The organism is Oscillatoria salina IIICB1, from assembly GCF_020144665.1.
Taxonomy (GTDB): domain Bacteria; phylum Cyanobacteriota; class Cyanobacteriia; order Cyanobacteriales; family SIO1D9; genus IIICB1.
This window is the reverse complement of record NZ_JAAHBQ010000012.1, coordinates 1-15,116: the sequence shown is the minus strand read 5'-3', so window position 1 is coordinate 15,116 and position 15,116 is coordinate 1. Positions and strand designations below refer to the sequence as shown.

Here is a 15,116-nt window from a genome sequence, read left to right as displayed (position 1 = left end):
TAACAACACGCCTACTCAAAAAGTACGACAACCAAATCTCTAGGTCACTAACTTTACATACCTACGGGAGGAATCCAAAACATGAGTATCGTCACGAAATCAATCGTGAATGCAGATGCCGAGGCTCGCTATCTCAGCCCTGGCGAATTAGATAGAATCAAAGGCTTCGTCACCAGTGGCGAACGTCGCTTGCGTATTGCTCAAACTCTAACTGAGTCTCGCGAGCGCATCGTTAAGCAAGCAGGCGACAAATTATTCCAAAAGCGCCCTGACGTTGTTTCCCCTGGCGGAAATGCTTATGGCGAAGAAATGACTGCTACTTGCTTGCGTGATATGGACTACTACCTCCGTCTCGTCACCTACGGTGTAGTAGCTGGTGACACCACTCCAATTGAAGAAATTGGTTTGGTTGGTGTAGCCGAAATGTACAAGTCTTTAGGAACCCCAATTGATGCGGTTGCTGAAAGCGTCCGTGCAATGAAAGAAGTTGCTACTTCGATGATGTCTGCTGAAGACGCTGGCGAAGCAGGTTCTTACTTCGATTATGTAATTGGTGCAATGCAGTAGGTATCTACCTACTCAAAACAAGCAACAGCTATTCTGCTGTTCAAAGCTCGTTAACAAAACTAGGTGAAATCAGCGCCTTTGGCGTGCAGAAAAAAGGAAAAAAATCATGCAAGACGCAATTACCTCAGTAATCAACTCGGCTGACGTTCAAGGTAAATACCTTGACTCTAGCGCAATGGATAAGCTCAAGGGCTATTTCCAAACTGGCGAACTACGCGTTCGTGCAGCTAGTGTAATCAGTGCTAATGCAGCAGCAATTGTTAAGGAAGCTGTTGCTAAGTCCTTGTTGTATTCTGATATCACTCGTCCCGGTGGTAATATGTACACCACCCGTCGCTATGCAGCTTGTATTCGCGACTTAGACTACTATCTACGCTACGCTACCTACGCAATGTTAGCAGGCGATCCTTCCATTCTTGACGAGCGCGTACTCAACGGTTTAAAAGAAACCTACAACTCCCTCGGAGTACCCATCGGCGCTACTGTTAATGCTATTCAAGCTATGAAAGAAGTAACCGCTAGCTTAGTAGGTGCTGATGCAGGTAAAGAAATGGGCGTCTACTTCGACTACATCTGCTCTGGCTTGAGCTAAAATTCGCTCTGGTGTTCTGAGCTTGCTGGTAGAGATCGCTTAAAGGTTCGGGAAGTCCAGAGTGAGTGCTAGCTGTTTCAAGGCTTGTCTAAGTGAAGATTTGTTTTGACGAGCTAGTATTGACTCTTGACCCCCGAACTTTGCTATATGTGTTAAGTTTTGTATACCAAGCACTAGACTAGAGTAAGCAAGCTCATCGGAATTCTTTGAGAAACTAAAGATAAGAAAATTTTTCCCACTAAAAACAGAAGGAGAAAGTAGTACCATGCGAATGTTTAAAGTGACTGCTTGCGTTCCCAGTCAAACTCGGATTCGGACTCAGCGAGAATTACAGAATACTTACTTTACAAAATTGGTTCCTTATGATAACTGGTTCCGCGAGCAACAGCGAATCATGAAAATGGGCGGCAAAATTATGAAGGTAGAGTTAGCTACCGGAAAAAGAGGCACGAATACCGGATTGCTATAAAATAATTAAACTCTTGAAATCATCTGGGGAGGTCGTTATAGACCTCTTTTTTGCGTGTAAGAAAAGGTTGAAGCTATAGCAGTGAGCGAACAGTAAACAGTTAACAGTTAACAACGATCGAAGCATAAGCTAGCAAGGTTTTCCGAAAATGAGGATGTCTTGAGCAAATTCGTTCTCTACTATAGCTGAATTCAAAAATCTTGCTTGTTTTTCAGAGCAGAGAAGATAAGATGACAATAGCGAAACGGTGTAAGTAATTGTTGGTAGTTCTACGCTATTTAATTCCCTTTTTCGACCCCGAAGTCCGTTCTTGGGCTATGGAAGCACGTTTGCTGCGTTGGTTGACTTTTATTTGGCTGTCGATCGGCTTAGTAACTTTGTTTTCAGCCTCTTATCCGATCGCTGATGCCGAGTATGGAGATGGGCTGTATTATTTCAAAAGACAACTACTGTGGGTCTTAATCGGCTTAGTGGCATTTAATATCCTCGTGCGATCGCCACTGCAATATTTGCTCAAAACAGCCCGTTGGATGGTTTTAGTCTTACTGGGTTTGCTAATCTTTACCTTAGTTCCAGGAGTAGGAACGACGATCAACGGTGCAACTCGTTGGATACCAGTTGGCTCGTTAGTAATGCAGCCGTCTGAATTACTCAAACCCTTCTTAGTAATTCAAGGTGCTTGCTTATTCGGACAGTGGGAACGCCATAGTTGGCTAGTTCGCGGTTGGTGGCTGTTAGTTTTCGCCCTCATTTTAGGGGGAATTTTGTTACAGCCAAATTTAAGTACTACCGCGTTGTGTGGGATGACATTATGGCTAATCGCCCTCGCAGCCGGATTGCCTTATTTCCAACTCTCAGGAGTCGCGATCGCCGGATTTATTTCCGCTTTAATTAGTATTAGTCTCCAAGATTACCAGCGCCGTCGAGTAATGTCTTTTCTCAATCCTTGGAACGATCCGATGGGTGATGGCTATCAATTAGTACAAAGCTTGTTAGCAGTAGGATCTGGCGGTACTTGGGGATCTGGTTTTGGACTCTCTCAACAAAAGCTGTTTTATTTACCCATTCAACATACAGACTTTATTTTTGCCGTCTTTGCTGAAGAATTTGGCTTTGTCGGTAGCTTGGTTTTGCTTTTGCTACTGATGACTTATGCGACAATGGCTCTCGTAGTTGCTTCCAAATCACGGCATCCGGTACAAAGATTAGTAGCGATCGGCGTAATGATTTTGATTGTCGGACAATCTTTAATTAATATTGGTGTCGCTACTGGGGCTTTACCTACCACTGGTTTACCTTTACCGTTGTTTAGTTACGGCGGTAATTCGATTATTGCTAGTTTAATTAGCATGGCTTTACTGATTCGGGTTGCTAGAGAAAGCAATGAAGCCGAAGTAGTTCCTCTGCAAAAACCTCGTCCTTCTAGAGGTGGAACCCAACGTCGAGGAGTCCCTACGAGGTGATTGGGGACTGGGGGTTTTCAGTTATCAGTTTTCAGTAGAGATTGGAGAAAAGAAGCAATTAGCGAATAAACTGTTCACTGATAACTGAACCTAGTCCCCAGTCACCAATCACCAATCACCAATCTCTATTGACCTCGATTAATATAAGTAGAAACGTTTCTAATTGCTTGGAGTGCGTAGGGATCTTGAGGACGTTCTTCGAGCGCTCGTCTAAAATTAATCAAAGCGGTTTGATAGTCTTCTTGCTGAGTAGCATCGTAACCGATTCTCATGTAGCGATCGTAATCGCTTTCAATCTCAGAATTATTCGTTGCTGCTTGCTGCTGGGTTTGGTTGTTGATAATATCATAGACATTCCAGTAAGCAAGGGTCGCATTGCGATCGCGCGGACGTTCTGCTAGCGCACTCGCAAAATACCTCAATGCGTCAGTGTAATCTCCTCTCTGAGAAGCAGCGTAGCCTAATCTCATATAGCGATTGTAAGGAGGTTCGTTGTAATTTGTACCAGCAGGTTCGTCACTGGTAACTGAATTGCTCGCTGGAGTTTCTACTGATTGCGCTGATGCTCCTAAAGGGAAAAACAAACCAATAGTTAAAATCGCAGGTAAGCACTTAATAAAATTAGTAATTTTCATGGTAATTTTCTCTTTTTTAGACAATTATTATTTCGCTCGTTATACTTAAATAATGAACAGAAATAATTTTTCTTGCCTCTGTCAGAGGTTGGTATTTACACCAAGTATTTACTATTAAAGGGATAGCTCTATCGATAGATCTTACTGGTTATAAGTGCGAATTAAGTAGAATTAAGTAACAATAAAAAAGCCAAATTGACAGTTAGTGAAAAATAATTAAAATTTAGCTTTTTCCAGAAAAATTTAGATGATAATAGTTAAAAAATAAAAGAAAGATGGAAATTTCACTCGATTTTTATACCTATGCTAAATGGTCGGGAATTTTAACCTTAGTTGGTTTAGTTATTGCTGGTTTAGGGTTTATTTTCAAATGGGGTATTCGCTTCCGTTTAGTAGGCGTTACCGGCTTTATGGGAGTGTTGACGGTGGGTTTATTTGCCCTAGAATTGGGTTTATTTAGTCATACAGTAATTCCCGGTTCAGTGCGCTTTTCGGTGGTTTATGATAATGGTGCAAATCAAGCAGTAATTGCTGTACCTCCAGAGATAACGAAATCGGAATTAGAAGCAACTTTACGCCAAGCTGCGGCTGATTTATATTCTTCGGGAAGATTGGGAGGAAGTAGCGATCGCTTAACGATCCGCGCGAGAACGATCGTTCACCCCGAACCAGGGCTTTCTCAGCCGTTATACTTAGGTCAAGTAAGGCGATCGCTGTCCGATCGCAATGACGATGAACTAGCTTTAGAAATTTTCTCAGAAAGTTTCGCGCAGCTAGCTGAATCAACCTCTTAGCGATCGCGCCAGCGCATTTACCAGTTATAAATAATTAGTTATTGACTTCTAAGCTTAGAAAATATGGTCAAAAAAACTGCTGCTGAATTGTCAAGTAATCCTAAGACAAAAACTAACGTTTTCACATCTTTATCTATAGCGCCAAATCAAGTTTTCCGAGGTGCTGGGATAATCGAACAAGCAATGAAAAATATGGCTAGTTTGGGCGAGCGTCCTTTAGTAGTGGGCGGATCTCGCACTCTCGATTTTGTAAAAAATCAGCTACAACCACTCTTTAACAAACATCAACTAACAGTATCTTCCGCAACTTATAATCCTGATTGTTCCGAAGTTTCTCTCGCGGAACTGAAAAATAAAGTTGCCCAAGATCGAGCAGATTTAATAATTGGTGTGGGTGGCGGAAAAGCGATGGATACAGCTAAATTACTGGGCTATAAATCTCAGTTACCTGTAGTGACGATACCGACTTCCGCCGCCACTTGTGCAGCTTGGACGGCACTTTCTAATATTTATTCAGATGAGGGTGCATTTCAATATGATGTTGCCCTCGATCGCTGTCCGGATTTACTGATTCTCGATTACAATCTGATTGAAACAGCGCCAAAACGAACTTTAGTAGCAGGAATTGGCGACGCGATCGCTAAATGGTACGAAGCTTCTGTGAGTAGCGGTAGTTCTACTTCTACTCTGATTATTGCCGCAGTTCAACAAGCAAGAGTTTTGCGCGATCTTCTCTTCCAAAAATCGGCGGCTGCTTTAGAATCTCCTGGTGGTGAAGATTGGCGGGAAGTGGTTGATGCGACTGTCTTGTTAGCGGGAGTGATTGGTGGATTGGGTGGCGCTGCTTGTCGAACCGTCGCTGCACACGCCGTCCATAACGGCTTGACGCATATAGCCGCCGCCCACGATGCTTTACATGGGGAAAAAGTAGCTTACGGTATTCTCGTTCAGCTACGCCTCGAAGAAATGGTCCAAAATAATCAATTAGCCGCTTCAGCCAGACAACAGTTATTAAAGTTCTACGCTGAGATTGGTTTACCTACTAGTTTAGAAGCTTTAGGACTAGAAAATGTGACCTTAGCTGAATTACGACAAGCTGCCGAAATTGCTTGTCATCCTGATTCAGATATTCATCGACTGCCGTTTTCTGTGTCACCGGAACAACTAATGGCGGCAATGGTTTCCACTACTTTACCTGGAGAAGCGAGTCGCAGTGTCTCTTCGGTAGTTAGTGAGGATTGAGATTGTTTGGATGATGCGATGATGAGATGATGGGATGATTAGTAACTAATAACTGGTAACTGATAACTGTTAACTGATGAAACTAGATTGGATCGCCCCTGCAAAACGCCTTAGCGCTTTACCGCCTTATGTATTTGCCCGTCTCGATGAGTTAAAAGCGCGTGCGAGAGAACAAGGATTAGATTTAATAGATTTAGGGATGGGCAACCCGGATGGATCTGCGCCTCAACCTGTAATTGAAGCAGCGATCGCGGCTTTTGCCCATGCCCAAAATCACGGTTATCCTCCTTTTGAAGGCACGGCGAGTTTTCGCAGTGCGATCGCCAAGTGGTATCATCGTCGCTACGGTGTTAATCTTGATTCGGATAGCGAAGCTTTGCCATTGTTGGGTTCTAAGGAAGGATTGACTCACCTGGCTTTGGCTTATGTGAATCCGGGAGATGTGGTTTTAGTTCCTTCCCCAGCCTATCCCGCTCATTTTCGCGGTCCGGCGATCGCGGGTGGCGAAATTTACAATTTGCATCTCCAGGCTGAACAAGATTGGTTGATCGATCTCACAGCGATTCCCGATCGAGTAGCTGAAAGAGCAAAAATTCTTTATTTTAACTATCCTAATAATCCCACAACTGCCACTGCACCCAGGGAATTTTTTGAGGAAATTGTTGCTTTTGCCCGTCGCTACCAAATTTTGTTGGTTCACGATCTTTGTTATGCTGAATTAGCTTTTGATGGCTATCAACCAACGAGTTTATTAGAAATTCCAGGGGCAAAAGAAATTGGTGTTGAGTTTCACACGCTTTCTAAGACTTACAATATGGCTGGTTGGCGCGTTGGTTTTGTGGTTGGTAATTCGCAAATTATTCAAGGTTTGCGGACTTTGAAAACTAACTTGGATTATGGCATTTTTTCGGCGATTCAATCGGCGGCGGAAACTGCTTTACAATTACCAGATAGCTACGTTCAACAAGTACAAGATCGCTATCGAACTCGACGCGATTTCCTGATTCAAGGTTTAGGAAAATTAGGTTGGAATGTGCCAAAATCGAAAGCAACAATGTATCTCTGGGTTCCTTGTCCGCCGTCAATGAGTTCCACAGATTTTGCTTTAGATACTTTACAAAAAACCGGAGTTGTGGTAACACCAGGAAATGCTTTTGGTGCGGCTGGAGAAGGATACGTGAGAGTTAGTTTAATTGCCGATCGCGATCGCTTGGGTGAAGCTTTACGGCGTTTTCAGCAAGCAGGTATTCGCTATCAATCTGAAGCTTTGGTTTAATAGCTAGAGACGTTGCGTGCAACGTCTCTACATAACATTTTTTTCTCCTGAAAGTTTCTCTAATAACTGGAGTGTTTTGAAATCTTTTTCTCCCTGAAAATATTTATCCAGTACGCGCAAAAATACTGAATTAGGACTTGTTAAATGAGCAAACAAAGTCATGGAAGATTTTAGCTTGAGGTCGTCAGGATAACCAAATATTTCCGAAATTGTACGTCCCTCGATCGCTAAAACTGTTTCGGTACATTCTAATAATCTTTTTCCCAAAATAGGATGATTGAGATATGCTTCTGCTTCTTCTCTGCTTTTGATTGCATAATGTTTTGAAGTTGCACTTTGGGCTAATCCATCTATCTGTGGCAAGATATACCACATCCAATGAGTTCGCTTTCGACCATTTCTTAACTCGGTAATTACAGGATCGTAGACTCTTGCTTGGGCTTTGAGGAAGCGATTTAAGTCAAATTGGTCATCATCGCTTGTAGTATGATTTTGGGGAATCATGTTTAACTCCTGCGCTGAATTGTCAAACTGAGTAAATATCTCTACTCCACGATAGACAAAAAATATCTTAATAATTTTTATCATGAGCGACAGGATTCGCACAAAATGCTTTTATTTACCATCAATAGGCTAATTAATTTTAAGTGTTGAATCTGGCTAAATTATCGGAGATATTATTCAGATGGATTTTGGAATCAAAGGAAAAGTAGCTGTAATTACTGGAGGAGATTCGGGTATCGGTCAAGAAACTGCGAAATTACTTGCTTCCGAAGGTGCGAAAATTGCTTTAGTGGATAAAACTGCGGACAAACTCGAACAAGCAGTGGAGGAAGTTAAAAAAGTTGGTGAAACTTTTCCGGTACAAGCAGATTTAACTAATTTAGAAGATGTAGAATCAGCCCAAAAGCAGATTCTCGATCGCTTTGGTGAAGTTAATATTCTGGTTAATGCGGCAGGAATTACCGGGGCTACGAAAGAATTTCTCGAACTCAGCGATCGCGATTGGTTTGATACTCTTGATGTAGACTTGATGGCAGCAGTCCGAGTTTGTCGCGCTTTTATTCCTTCGATGCGCGAAGCAGGTTGGGGAAGAATCGTTTTAGTTAGTTCCGAAGATGCGCTTCAGCCTTATCCTGATGAAATGCCTTACTGTGCCGCCAAAGCGGCAATTATCAATCTGGCGAAAAATTTATCGAAAGCTTATGCACAAGATGGGATTTTAGTCAATAGTGTGGCTCCAGCATTTATCGAGACACCAATGACCGACAAAATGATGGAGAAGCGATCGCAAAAGTTAGGAGTAAGCTTCGATAAAGCGATCGCTACTTTTCTGGAAGAGAAACGTCCTCATTTGGAACTGAAACGACGAGGAAAACCTCAAGAAGTAGCCGCAGTCATTGCTTTCCTTTGCTCAGAATTAGCTAGTTTTGTAGTCGGTTCTAATTATCGAGTCGATGGTGGTTCAGTCGCTAGCGTGTAAACTTATACTTTGATTTTGCAGATTCTTAAAATCTCTCATTTATCAATGAGAGATTATTGATAGTTAAGCTAGTATGGTAGTAACAACACCAATGTTGAATTACAGGAGAAATTGTTATCGCATTTAAGTCTAAGCAACAGATTAACCGTCATATCAAAGCTGACCAAGTTTTGTTGATCGACAAAGAAAACAACAATCGTGGTTTAACTGACACTTCAGAAGCTTTACGAGAAGCGAAACAAGCCGGACTAGATTTAGTGGTCGTTTCGCAGAGAAAAAATGACGCTCCCGTAGCAAAAATTCTCGACTACGGTAAACATAAGTACCAACAACAAAAGCGTCAGCGTCAAAATCAGAGTGCGAAACCAACTCTCAAAGAAGTTAAACTTCGTCCTAACGTGGGTGACTCTGATTATGGCATCCGCATCGACAGAGCAGTACAATGGTTGGACAAAGGCAATTTAGTTAAGTTTCAAGTTCGCTTACGAGGTCGGGAACGTCAACACCGCGATCGCGCAATTGAATTACTAGAAAGAGTAATTTCGGATCTCGGTGAAGCCGCAAAAGTACAAACCTTCGATCGGCGATCGCTGATCGTCCAAGTGGTTCCGGCTTCTTAAATTAATTTTCTCTTCATTCAATTAAAAAAATACCTCCCACTAGGGAGGTAATTTTTTTTGGGCGATCGTTGAGGAAAAGAGCGAAAAATCTCCCAAAAACACATTTGTTAGTAGTTTAAATTCGAGGAAAGGACTGGGAATTTATTGCTCTGGCGTTGATTGGCGAAGAAAGTATAATCGAGGTACTCGTTTTTCCGTGCAAACTGAGTTTACCAATCAACTCCTCTAGATGAGAAATCGAAGAAGAAATTACTTTGAGGAACAAAGAGTAATTTCCCGTTACATGATGACATTCTAACACTTCTGGCAACTCATGAAGTAAGGCAATAATTTGCGGATACTTTTCTGGAGAAGTAGTTAGTTGAATTATGGCACTTAGAGGTAAACCAATTTCTTTTGCATTCAATTGCGCTTGATATCCCAGAATCACTCCCGCTTCTTCTAAACGCCTGATTCTTTCGGCGGCGGCTGGTGAGGATAGTTTTACCATCCGCCCTAATTCAGAAAAAGAAAGCCGTGCGTTAGTTTGTAAAGCCTCTAACAGTTGCCAGCTTGTTTCGTCTAATAATTTTAATTTGTCATTATTTAAAGCCATAATCACTTTTTACCTTGATTTTTTATGTATTTTGACAAAAATACTTAGAAATTACTGTTCAAAATGAGCAATAAATTATCTAAATTAATTTAAGGTAAACCTTAATAGTAGAGTTTAAAACTATGGAAATTAGTTTTTTTGGGCAAGGGGTAGCGATTGGTTTCGCGATCGCTGCGCCAGTGGGAGTTATTGGCTTATTGTGCATTAATCGCACCCTAACTCAGGGATATCTAGTTGGTTTTGTTTCCGGGCTAGGTGCGGCTACTGCGGATGCTATTTATGGTAGTATCGCAGGATTTGGCTTAAGTTTGATCTCTAATTTCTTGATTCAACAAGAATTTTGGTTGCGGTTACTCGGTGGTGTTTTCCTGTGTTACTTGGGAGTGAAGACTTTTCGCCAACCACCAGCAAAACAAACAACTTCCTCAAACAGTCAAGGCTGGCTGAATGCTTATTTTTCAACGTTTCTCCTCACTTTGAGCAACCCGACGACAATTATCTCTTTTGCGGGAGTGTTTGCTAGTGTAGGCTTAGGTAGCGATCGCCGCAGCCTCGCGGAAGCAATGGCATTAGTTGTCGGAGTTTTTGCAGGTTCAACTTTCTGGTGGCTGTTACTATGCAGTGGCATCTCTCTGTTTCGCCAACAAGCAATTTTGCGAAGAATGCACCTGCTTAACCGCATTTCTGGGGTAGCGATCGTCAGCTTGGGACTACTAGCAATTTTCAGTTTAAAAATTTAAAATGCTAGTTAAACGCTCATTTCTTTCCAAGATAGCGATTTACAACTTTTTAATTATCCTGAATTGAAAAAAAACGCGATTCTCTTGGAAAATTGCCTTACACTTATTATCTAGCGATCGCATCACAATGAGCTACTGTCTTAATCCTAATTGCCCAAAACCACAAAATCCGCACCAAAATAAGTTTTGCCAAAATTGCGGAACTAAACTCTTGCTAGCCGAACGCTATCGTGCTATAAAACCTCTTGGTGGTGGTGGTTTTGGCAGAACTTTTTTAGCTAGAGATGAGTATAAACCCTCTCAACCTCACTGCGCGATTAAACAGTTTTATCCTCAATCTCAAGGTACTAGTAATCCTCAGAAAGCAGCAATTTTATTTCATCAAGAAGCAGAGCGTTTAGAAGCTTTAGGAAAACATCCGCAAATCCCCGAACTTTTAGCTCATTTTGAGCAAGAGCAACGCCTCTATATTATTCAAGAATTTATTGAAGGACAAAATTTAGCTCAAGAATTAACAGAAACCGGAGCCTTTAACGAAAGTAAAATCAAAAATTTGCTTAGAGATTTATTACCAGTTTTGCAATTTATTCATTCCGAAAAAATAATTCACCGCGATATTAAACCAGAAAACATTATCCGTCGTCAAGTTTATTCTCACTCTAGTTTAGCAGAAGAAAAAGGCAATTTAGTATTAGTAGATTTTGGTGCGGCTAAATATCTGAATCCGGTAAATTTTGCCAAAACAGGAACGCAAATTGGCTCAGCAAGTTATGTCGCACCGGAACAAAGTTTTGGCAAAGCTATCTTTGCTAGCGATATTTTTAGCTTGGGTGTTACTTGTATTCATTTACTCACTAATGTTGAGCCGTTTGACCTTTACGACGCGCTCGAAAGTGAGTTAATATGGCGACATTATTTAGTAGCTAATCCAGTAAGTAAAGAATTAGCAAATTTGCTTGACAAAATGATTAAAATGAATATCAAGCAGCGCTATAAATTTGTTGGGGAAGTAATGAAAGATTTAGAAAACTTAGACAAGCAAAATGACATTCAAATAGAAGGAAATAAGCCTAAAGTTCGTGTAGCTTTAGGTAATAAAATCAAAGCATTTTCTAGTACCGTATCAAGTAAAGTGTCTGAGGCGATCGCCTTGGACTGGACTCGATTTCACCTATATTATGAAGATTCTATCAAACTATACGCCCCAAAAGCACGAGTAGCTGAATATCTTACTCAGCATAACAGTTGGTTTCCTCGCTGCGCTACACCAATGCAAGTCTCGCCAATGGGTGCTAATGCCTACGATTTATTAATCGGGCGTTATGGTGCTTTTAACTACGAACAAGAAGTTAGAATTGGTTTAGAATTAGTACCGCCAGACGATCGAGGAATTTATCGGATTAGCACTATTCCTTTAGCGGATTATACTCCTCCTGGTTATGAGGTAGATTTTCAAGGGAGCTTTTATTTACAAGAAGTTCCTTTTGAAGGAACAAAATTTACATTTCCAGAATCTTCAAATGCAGCAATACCTGCGGTTTTTACTCAATGGATCTGGCAGCTAAATTTAGAAGTTGCCGTGCAATTTCCTGGCTTTATTCGTAATATGCCAGCTACAATTGTAGAAAGCACTGGGGATCGTTTGTTAAGACAAATTGTCCGTCAAGTTTCGCGCCGACTTGCCCGTAAAGTACAAAAAGATTTTCATACTAGCGTCGGCATACCATTACCAAAAGAAATTACTTAAACTAACAAGATTACTGGTAATTTAGGACTATTTTGAGGTTTTTTGCTAGTAAAGTAAGATGAAAACTAATTTTAGGATTTTGGGAATATCGACAATAGTTAGTTTCTTGGCGATCGCAACTTCGGTGGTGAGTAATTTCCAAGTTAGACTGCTAGCACAAGAAATCGCACAACCAGAGAATAACTTTGAATACTGGGCGCAATCTTGTAGCGAATCTAATAACCCCACAGAAGCGATCGCCGCTTGCGATCGCGCCCTTTCTTTTGAAAATATCGATGATGAATCTTTGGCTTTAACTTGGTATAATCGGGCTGTAATTCTCAGCAGTCTCGGACGCTTTAACGAAGCCGTCGAATCTTATCACCAAGTAATAAAAATTAATCCCGATCGCGCCGATCTAATGTCGAGAACTTGGTATAATAACGGTATCATGTTTATGCAATTGGGACGTTACCAAGAAGCAGTATCTTCTTTCGACGAAGCTTTAAAAATTTTTCCAGATTTTGATTTAGCAAGGCAAAAGCGTAACTCCGCCCTAATTTATCTCAGAAACTAATTTAACTCTCAAGCGAGGAGAATTTTATGGGTAAACAAGCTAAACTTAAACAACAACGAAGAGAAGCCAAAGCCAAGCCATCTTCCGAATCTCCTAAACCGAAATATGACTCAACTCAATTTGTCAAACAGTTAGAAAGACAAGGCTATCAATTGAAAAAAGGAAAACCTTCTCCAGAATTACCTGATTCTAAACCAAAACCTAGCTTATAACTCCGTCAGACATTTTCTCTTGTTAGTAATTGTGATAGTTAAATTATCATTCTGTAAGATGAAATTGAAAAGAGAATGTTAAATATATTGTGTAGAGACGTTATGTATAACGCCTCTACAAAGTAACAATGTTCAGAAAACATCATTGTATTTGAAACAAGTTTAGGCGATCGCGTAATCAGCACTAAACGTCAGATCGTTGAAGTCAAAGTCGCCACCGCCAAACATATCCTCAAAACCAAAAGTATTGTTTCCTAGCGCACGAAGGTGATTTTGTCGATCTGGGTTAGCATTGGCGAAAGCAAAGTAAACCGCAGGATCGTTAGCAGAATTAGCATCCAAAAGCTTTTCGGGTGTGCCATCAGCAATCAGAAATGGTGCGTATAGAGAACTTTCGAGAAAAATGGTTGCTGCATCAATACCGTCGCGATTGAAACTGACTCCTTTACCGGGAAGCTGACTTTGGCGAATCGCTGCACCAATATAACCTGCTTCTCCAGGATCGAAACGTTGACCAGTTAAAGGATCGATAACCGTTCCGCGCGAGTTTTCCACAGCGTACAAACCTGCAAAATTCTCAAAAGCTGCATCGCTTTCAACTACTGGAATAGTAACTGGTACTGATTGATTTGTCGATGAAGTTAAATCAATTAATTCTGGTGAGTTGGTAGTTGACGATTGTGTTAGAGATGACTGAGAATTAACGAAATCGGAGATTGGTTCATTGACACCATTGCCCAGCCCTGTCTCGGATTGATTACTCGTGGTTACTGAAGTAACATCAGTTAGTGGTGACGATTCACTGGTTGATAATTTTGTTACAGATGAGTGAGAATTAGCGCGCGGCGAGATTAGTTCATTAGCATCATTGCTCAATACTGTCTCAGATTGATTGCTAAGTTTAACTTTGGAAGTATTCGAGACAATTTTTAAGTTATCAATTAGTAATGCCGAATTAACCGCAGGATCTTCTGCATCTGCTACTCCAATACCAATTGTGTAAGTACCTCCCTGAGTAAATTCATAACTAAAACTACCGTAACCAGTCTGGGAACGAAATTGACTATTGAAAGAATCAAAAGAACTATTTGTATCCACTAACTCGAACAAAGAATTAGAAATTGAGACAAAGCCAAAATCATTAAACGAACTACTAGGAGTAGATTCATTAGTTAAGAAATTCCAATCAAAACTTAAAACATCTCCAGCTTTGACTGTTATCGGCATTAATTGTAAAGCTGAAGCCTCAGCAACATTGCCATTACCCAAACTACTAATCTGAGCAGAATTTAATCCTAGAAAACTAGCAATTTCCTCACCGCTAACAGCATTATCGTTAGTAGTAATCAAAGCCTGAAACGTCCCTTCAGTTGGATTAAGACCAAATTCAGCAGTGTGGATACTAGCATCACCGATAACTTGCCAATCAGTAAAATCACCAGTTTCAAAACCAAATACTTGAGCAGATTCTAATCTCAAATTATCAATCAGCAATGCTGAATCAACAGCTTGGTTGCCAGTGTCTACTACCGCAATTCCTACCGTAAAAGTACCAGCCGTTGTAAACTCGTAACTGAACGTTCCATAATTTGTTTCTAGACCAAAAGAGTTGCTAGAGCGGAACAAGTTACTATTAGTATCGGCTAACTTGGCTAAATCTGAGGAAATAGAAACCAAACCCAAGTCGTTATAAACAGTGCCAGGAATAGACTCATTAGTCAGGAAATTCCAATCAAAACTAAGAATCTCGCCAGCTTCGACAGTTATCGGAATAAATTGCAAGGCAGACCCTTCAATCGCATTTCCGTTACCCAGATTATCTAATATTCCCCCATTTAATCCGAGAAAACTTTCTAATTCAAAATCGCTGACTGAATTATTACCAGTAGTAATTAAAGCTTGAAACTGTCCTTCAGTCGGAGAGTTACCAAAGTCGGCGGTTTGAATACTAGCATTACCAATTGTATTCCAGTCATTGACTGCTCCCCTCCCTCCGCGTTGCTAAAGGGAGGGGATTCTTAAGCCATCCAAAAATGGACTCTATTTGGCGTAGTCAAAGCGCCCCTACTGACTCCTTTGAGAGAAAATTTCAAAGTCGCCGCTACTTTTTTGAGAATATTAGCCG

At 41.0% G+C, this 15,116-nt stretch carries 17 protein-coding genes; 13 read left to right on the top strand and 4 right to left on the bottom strand.

Annotation, left to right across the window (positions count from 1 at the left end):
* The first annotated feature begins 81 nt into the window (after positions 1-81).
* The 4 genes from apcA (at position 82) to G3T18_RS04460 (ending at position 3,091) form a co-directional block, all read left to right on the top strand.
* Entirely contained in the window at positions 82-567 is a 486-nt protein-coding gene (gene apcA, locus G3T18_RS04475; protein WP_224409329.1) for a globin family protein, read from the top strand.
* 106 nt (positions 568-673) lie between these two features.
* Positions 674-1,159, top strand: coding sequence for an allophycocyanin subunit beta (apcB, locus tag G3T18_RS04470; RefSeq protein WP_224409328.1), 486 nt, complete (start codon positions 674-676; stop codon positions 1,157-1,159).
* Positions 1,160-1,424: 265 nt separating this feature from the next.
* On the top strand, positions 1,425-1,628 hold the full coding sequence (locus tag G3T18_RS04465; protein ID WP_224409327.1) for a phycobilisome linker polypeptide: 204 nt from the start codon (positions 1,425-1,427) through the stop codon (positions 1,626-1,628).
* 317 nt (positions 1,629-1,945) lie between these two features.
* Positions 1,946-3,091 carry an FtsW/RodA/SpoVE family cell cycle protein gene (locus G3T18_RS04460; protein WP_224409399.1) on the top strand — a complete coding sequence of 382 codons (1,146 nt, stop codon included), beginning with the start codon at positions 1,946-1,948 and terminating at the stop codon, positions 3,089-3,091.
* A 125-nt stretch (positions 3,092-3,216) separates the two neighbouring features.
* Here the strand turns inward: G3T18_RS04460 and G3T18_RS04455 are convergent, their stop codons facing one another.
* Positions 3,217-3,726, bottom strand: a complete 510-nt coding sequence (locus G3T18_RS04455) for a tetratricopeptide repeat protein (protein WP_224409326.1) — start codon at positions 3,724-3,726, stop codon at positions 3,217-3,219.
* 275 nt (positions 3,727-4,001) lie between these two features.
* Here G3T18_RS04455 and G3T18_RS04450 point away from each other — a divergent pair, with 275 nt between their 5' ends.
* The 3 genes from G3T18_RS04450 (at position 4,002) to G3T18_RS04440 (ending at position 7,038) form a co-directional block, all read left to right on the top strand.
* Positions 4,002-4,520, top strand: a complete 519-nt coding sequence (locus tag G3T18_RS04450; protein WP_224409325.1) for a Ycf51 family protein — start codon at positions 4,002-4,004, stop codon at positions 4,518-4,520.
* Between the two features lie 63 nt (positions 4,521-4,583).
* Positions 4,584-5,762, top strand: a complete 1,179-nt coding sequence (locus G3T18_RS04445; protein ID WP_224409324.1) for an iron-containing alcohol dehydrogenase family protein — start codon at positions 4,584-4,586, stop codon at positions 5,760-5,762.
* A gap of 76 nt (positions 5,763-5,838) precedes the next feature.
* A complete protein-coding gene (locus G3T18_RS04440) occupies positions 5,839-7,038 on the top strand; it encodes an aspartate aminotransferase (protein WP_224409323.1) in 1,200 nt (399 codons plus the stop codon).
* A gap of 27 nt (positions 7,039-7,065) precedes the next feature.
* Here G3T18_RS04440 and G3T18_RS04435 read toward each other — a convergent pair whose 3' ends face one another.
* Positions 7,066-7,626 (bottom strand): DUF1810 domain-containing protein, encoded by a 561-nt coding sequence (locus G3T18_RS04435; protein ID WP_224409322.1) that lies wholly within the window; start codon positions 7,624-7,626, stop codon positions 7,066-7,068.
* A 97-nt stretch (positions 7,627-7,723) separates the two neighbouring features.
* On the opposite strand from G3T18_RS04435, the gene G3T18_RS04430 reads away from it, so the two are divergent.
* The gene (locus tag G3T18_RS04430) at positions 7,724-8,521 is read left to right on the top strand and encodes an SDR family NAD(P)-dependent oxidoreductase (RefSeq protein ID WP_224409321.1); all 798 of its coding nucleotides are present in this window, start codon (positions 7,724-7,726) and stop codon (positions 8,519-8,521) included.
* A 98-nt stretch (positions 8,522-8,619) separates the two neighbouring features.
* Entirely contained in the window at positions 8,620-9,141 is a 522-nt protein-coding gene (gene infC / locus G3T18_RS04425) for a translation initiation factor IF-3 (RefSeq protein ID WP_318013930.1), read from the top strand.
* A gap of 115 nt (positions 9,142-9,256) precedes the next feature.
* On the opposite strand, the gene G3T18_RS04420 is transcribed toward infC, so the two are convergent.
* Positions 9,257-9,736, bottom strand: a complete 480-nt coding sequence (locus tag G3T18_RS04420; RefSeq protein ID WP_224409320.1) for an Lrp/AsnC family transcriptional regulator — start codon at positions 9,734-9,736, stop codon at positions 9,257-9,259.
* Positions 9,737-9,858: 122 nt separating this feature from the next.
* Here G3T18_RS04420 and G3T18_RS04415 point away from each other — a divergent pair, with 122 nt between their 5' ends.
* From G3T18_RS04415 to G3T18_RS04400, 4 genes are all read left to right on the top strand, one after another.
* Positions 9,859-10,476 (top strand): LysE family translocator, encoded by a 618-nt coding sequence (locus G3T18_RS04415; RefSeq protein WP_224409319.1) that lies wholly within the window; start codon positions 9,859-9,861, stop codon positions 10,474-10,476.
* Positions 10,477-10,603: 127 nt separating this feature from the next.
* On the top strand, positions 10,604-12,223 hold the full coding sequence (locus G3T18_RS04410; RefSeq protein ID WP_224409318.1) for a protein kinase domain-containing protein: 1,620 nt from the start codon (positions 10,604-10,606) through the stop codon (positions 12,221-12,223).
* A 58-nt stretch (positions 12,224-12,281) separates the two neighbouring features.
* Positions 12,282-12,779, top strand: coding sequence for a tetratricopeptide repeat protein (locus G3T18_RS04405; protein ID WP_224409317.1), 498 nt, complete (start codon positions 12,282-12,284; stop codon positions 12,777-12,779).
* A gap of 26 nt (positions 12,780-12,805) precedes the next feature.
* Positions 12,806-12,991: a hypothetical protein gene (locus G3T18_RS04400; RefSeq protein WP_224409316.1), complete on the top strand. Its 186-nt coding sequence runs from the start codon at positions 12,806-12,808 to the stop codon at positions 12,989-12,991.
* Positions 12,992-13,153: 162 nt separating this feature from the next.
* On the opposite strand, the gene G3T18_RS04395 is transcribed toward G3T18_RS04400, so the two are convergent.
* The gene (locus tag G3T18_RS04395; RefSeq protein ID WP_224409315.1) at positions 13,154-14,773 is read right to left on the bottom strand and encodes a DUF4114 domain-containing protein; all 1,620 of its coding nucleotides are present in this window, start codon (positions 14,771-14,773) and stop codon (positions 13,154-13,156) included.
* Positions 14,774-15,116 lie beyond the last annotated feature (343 nt).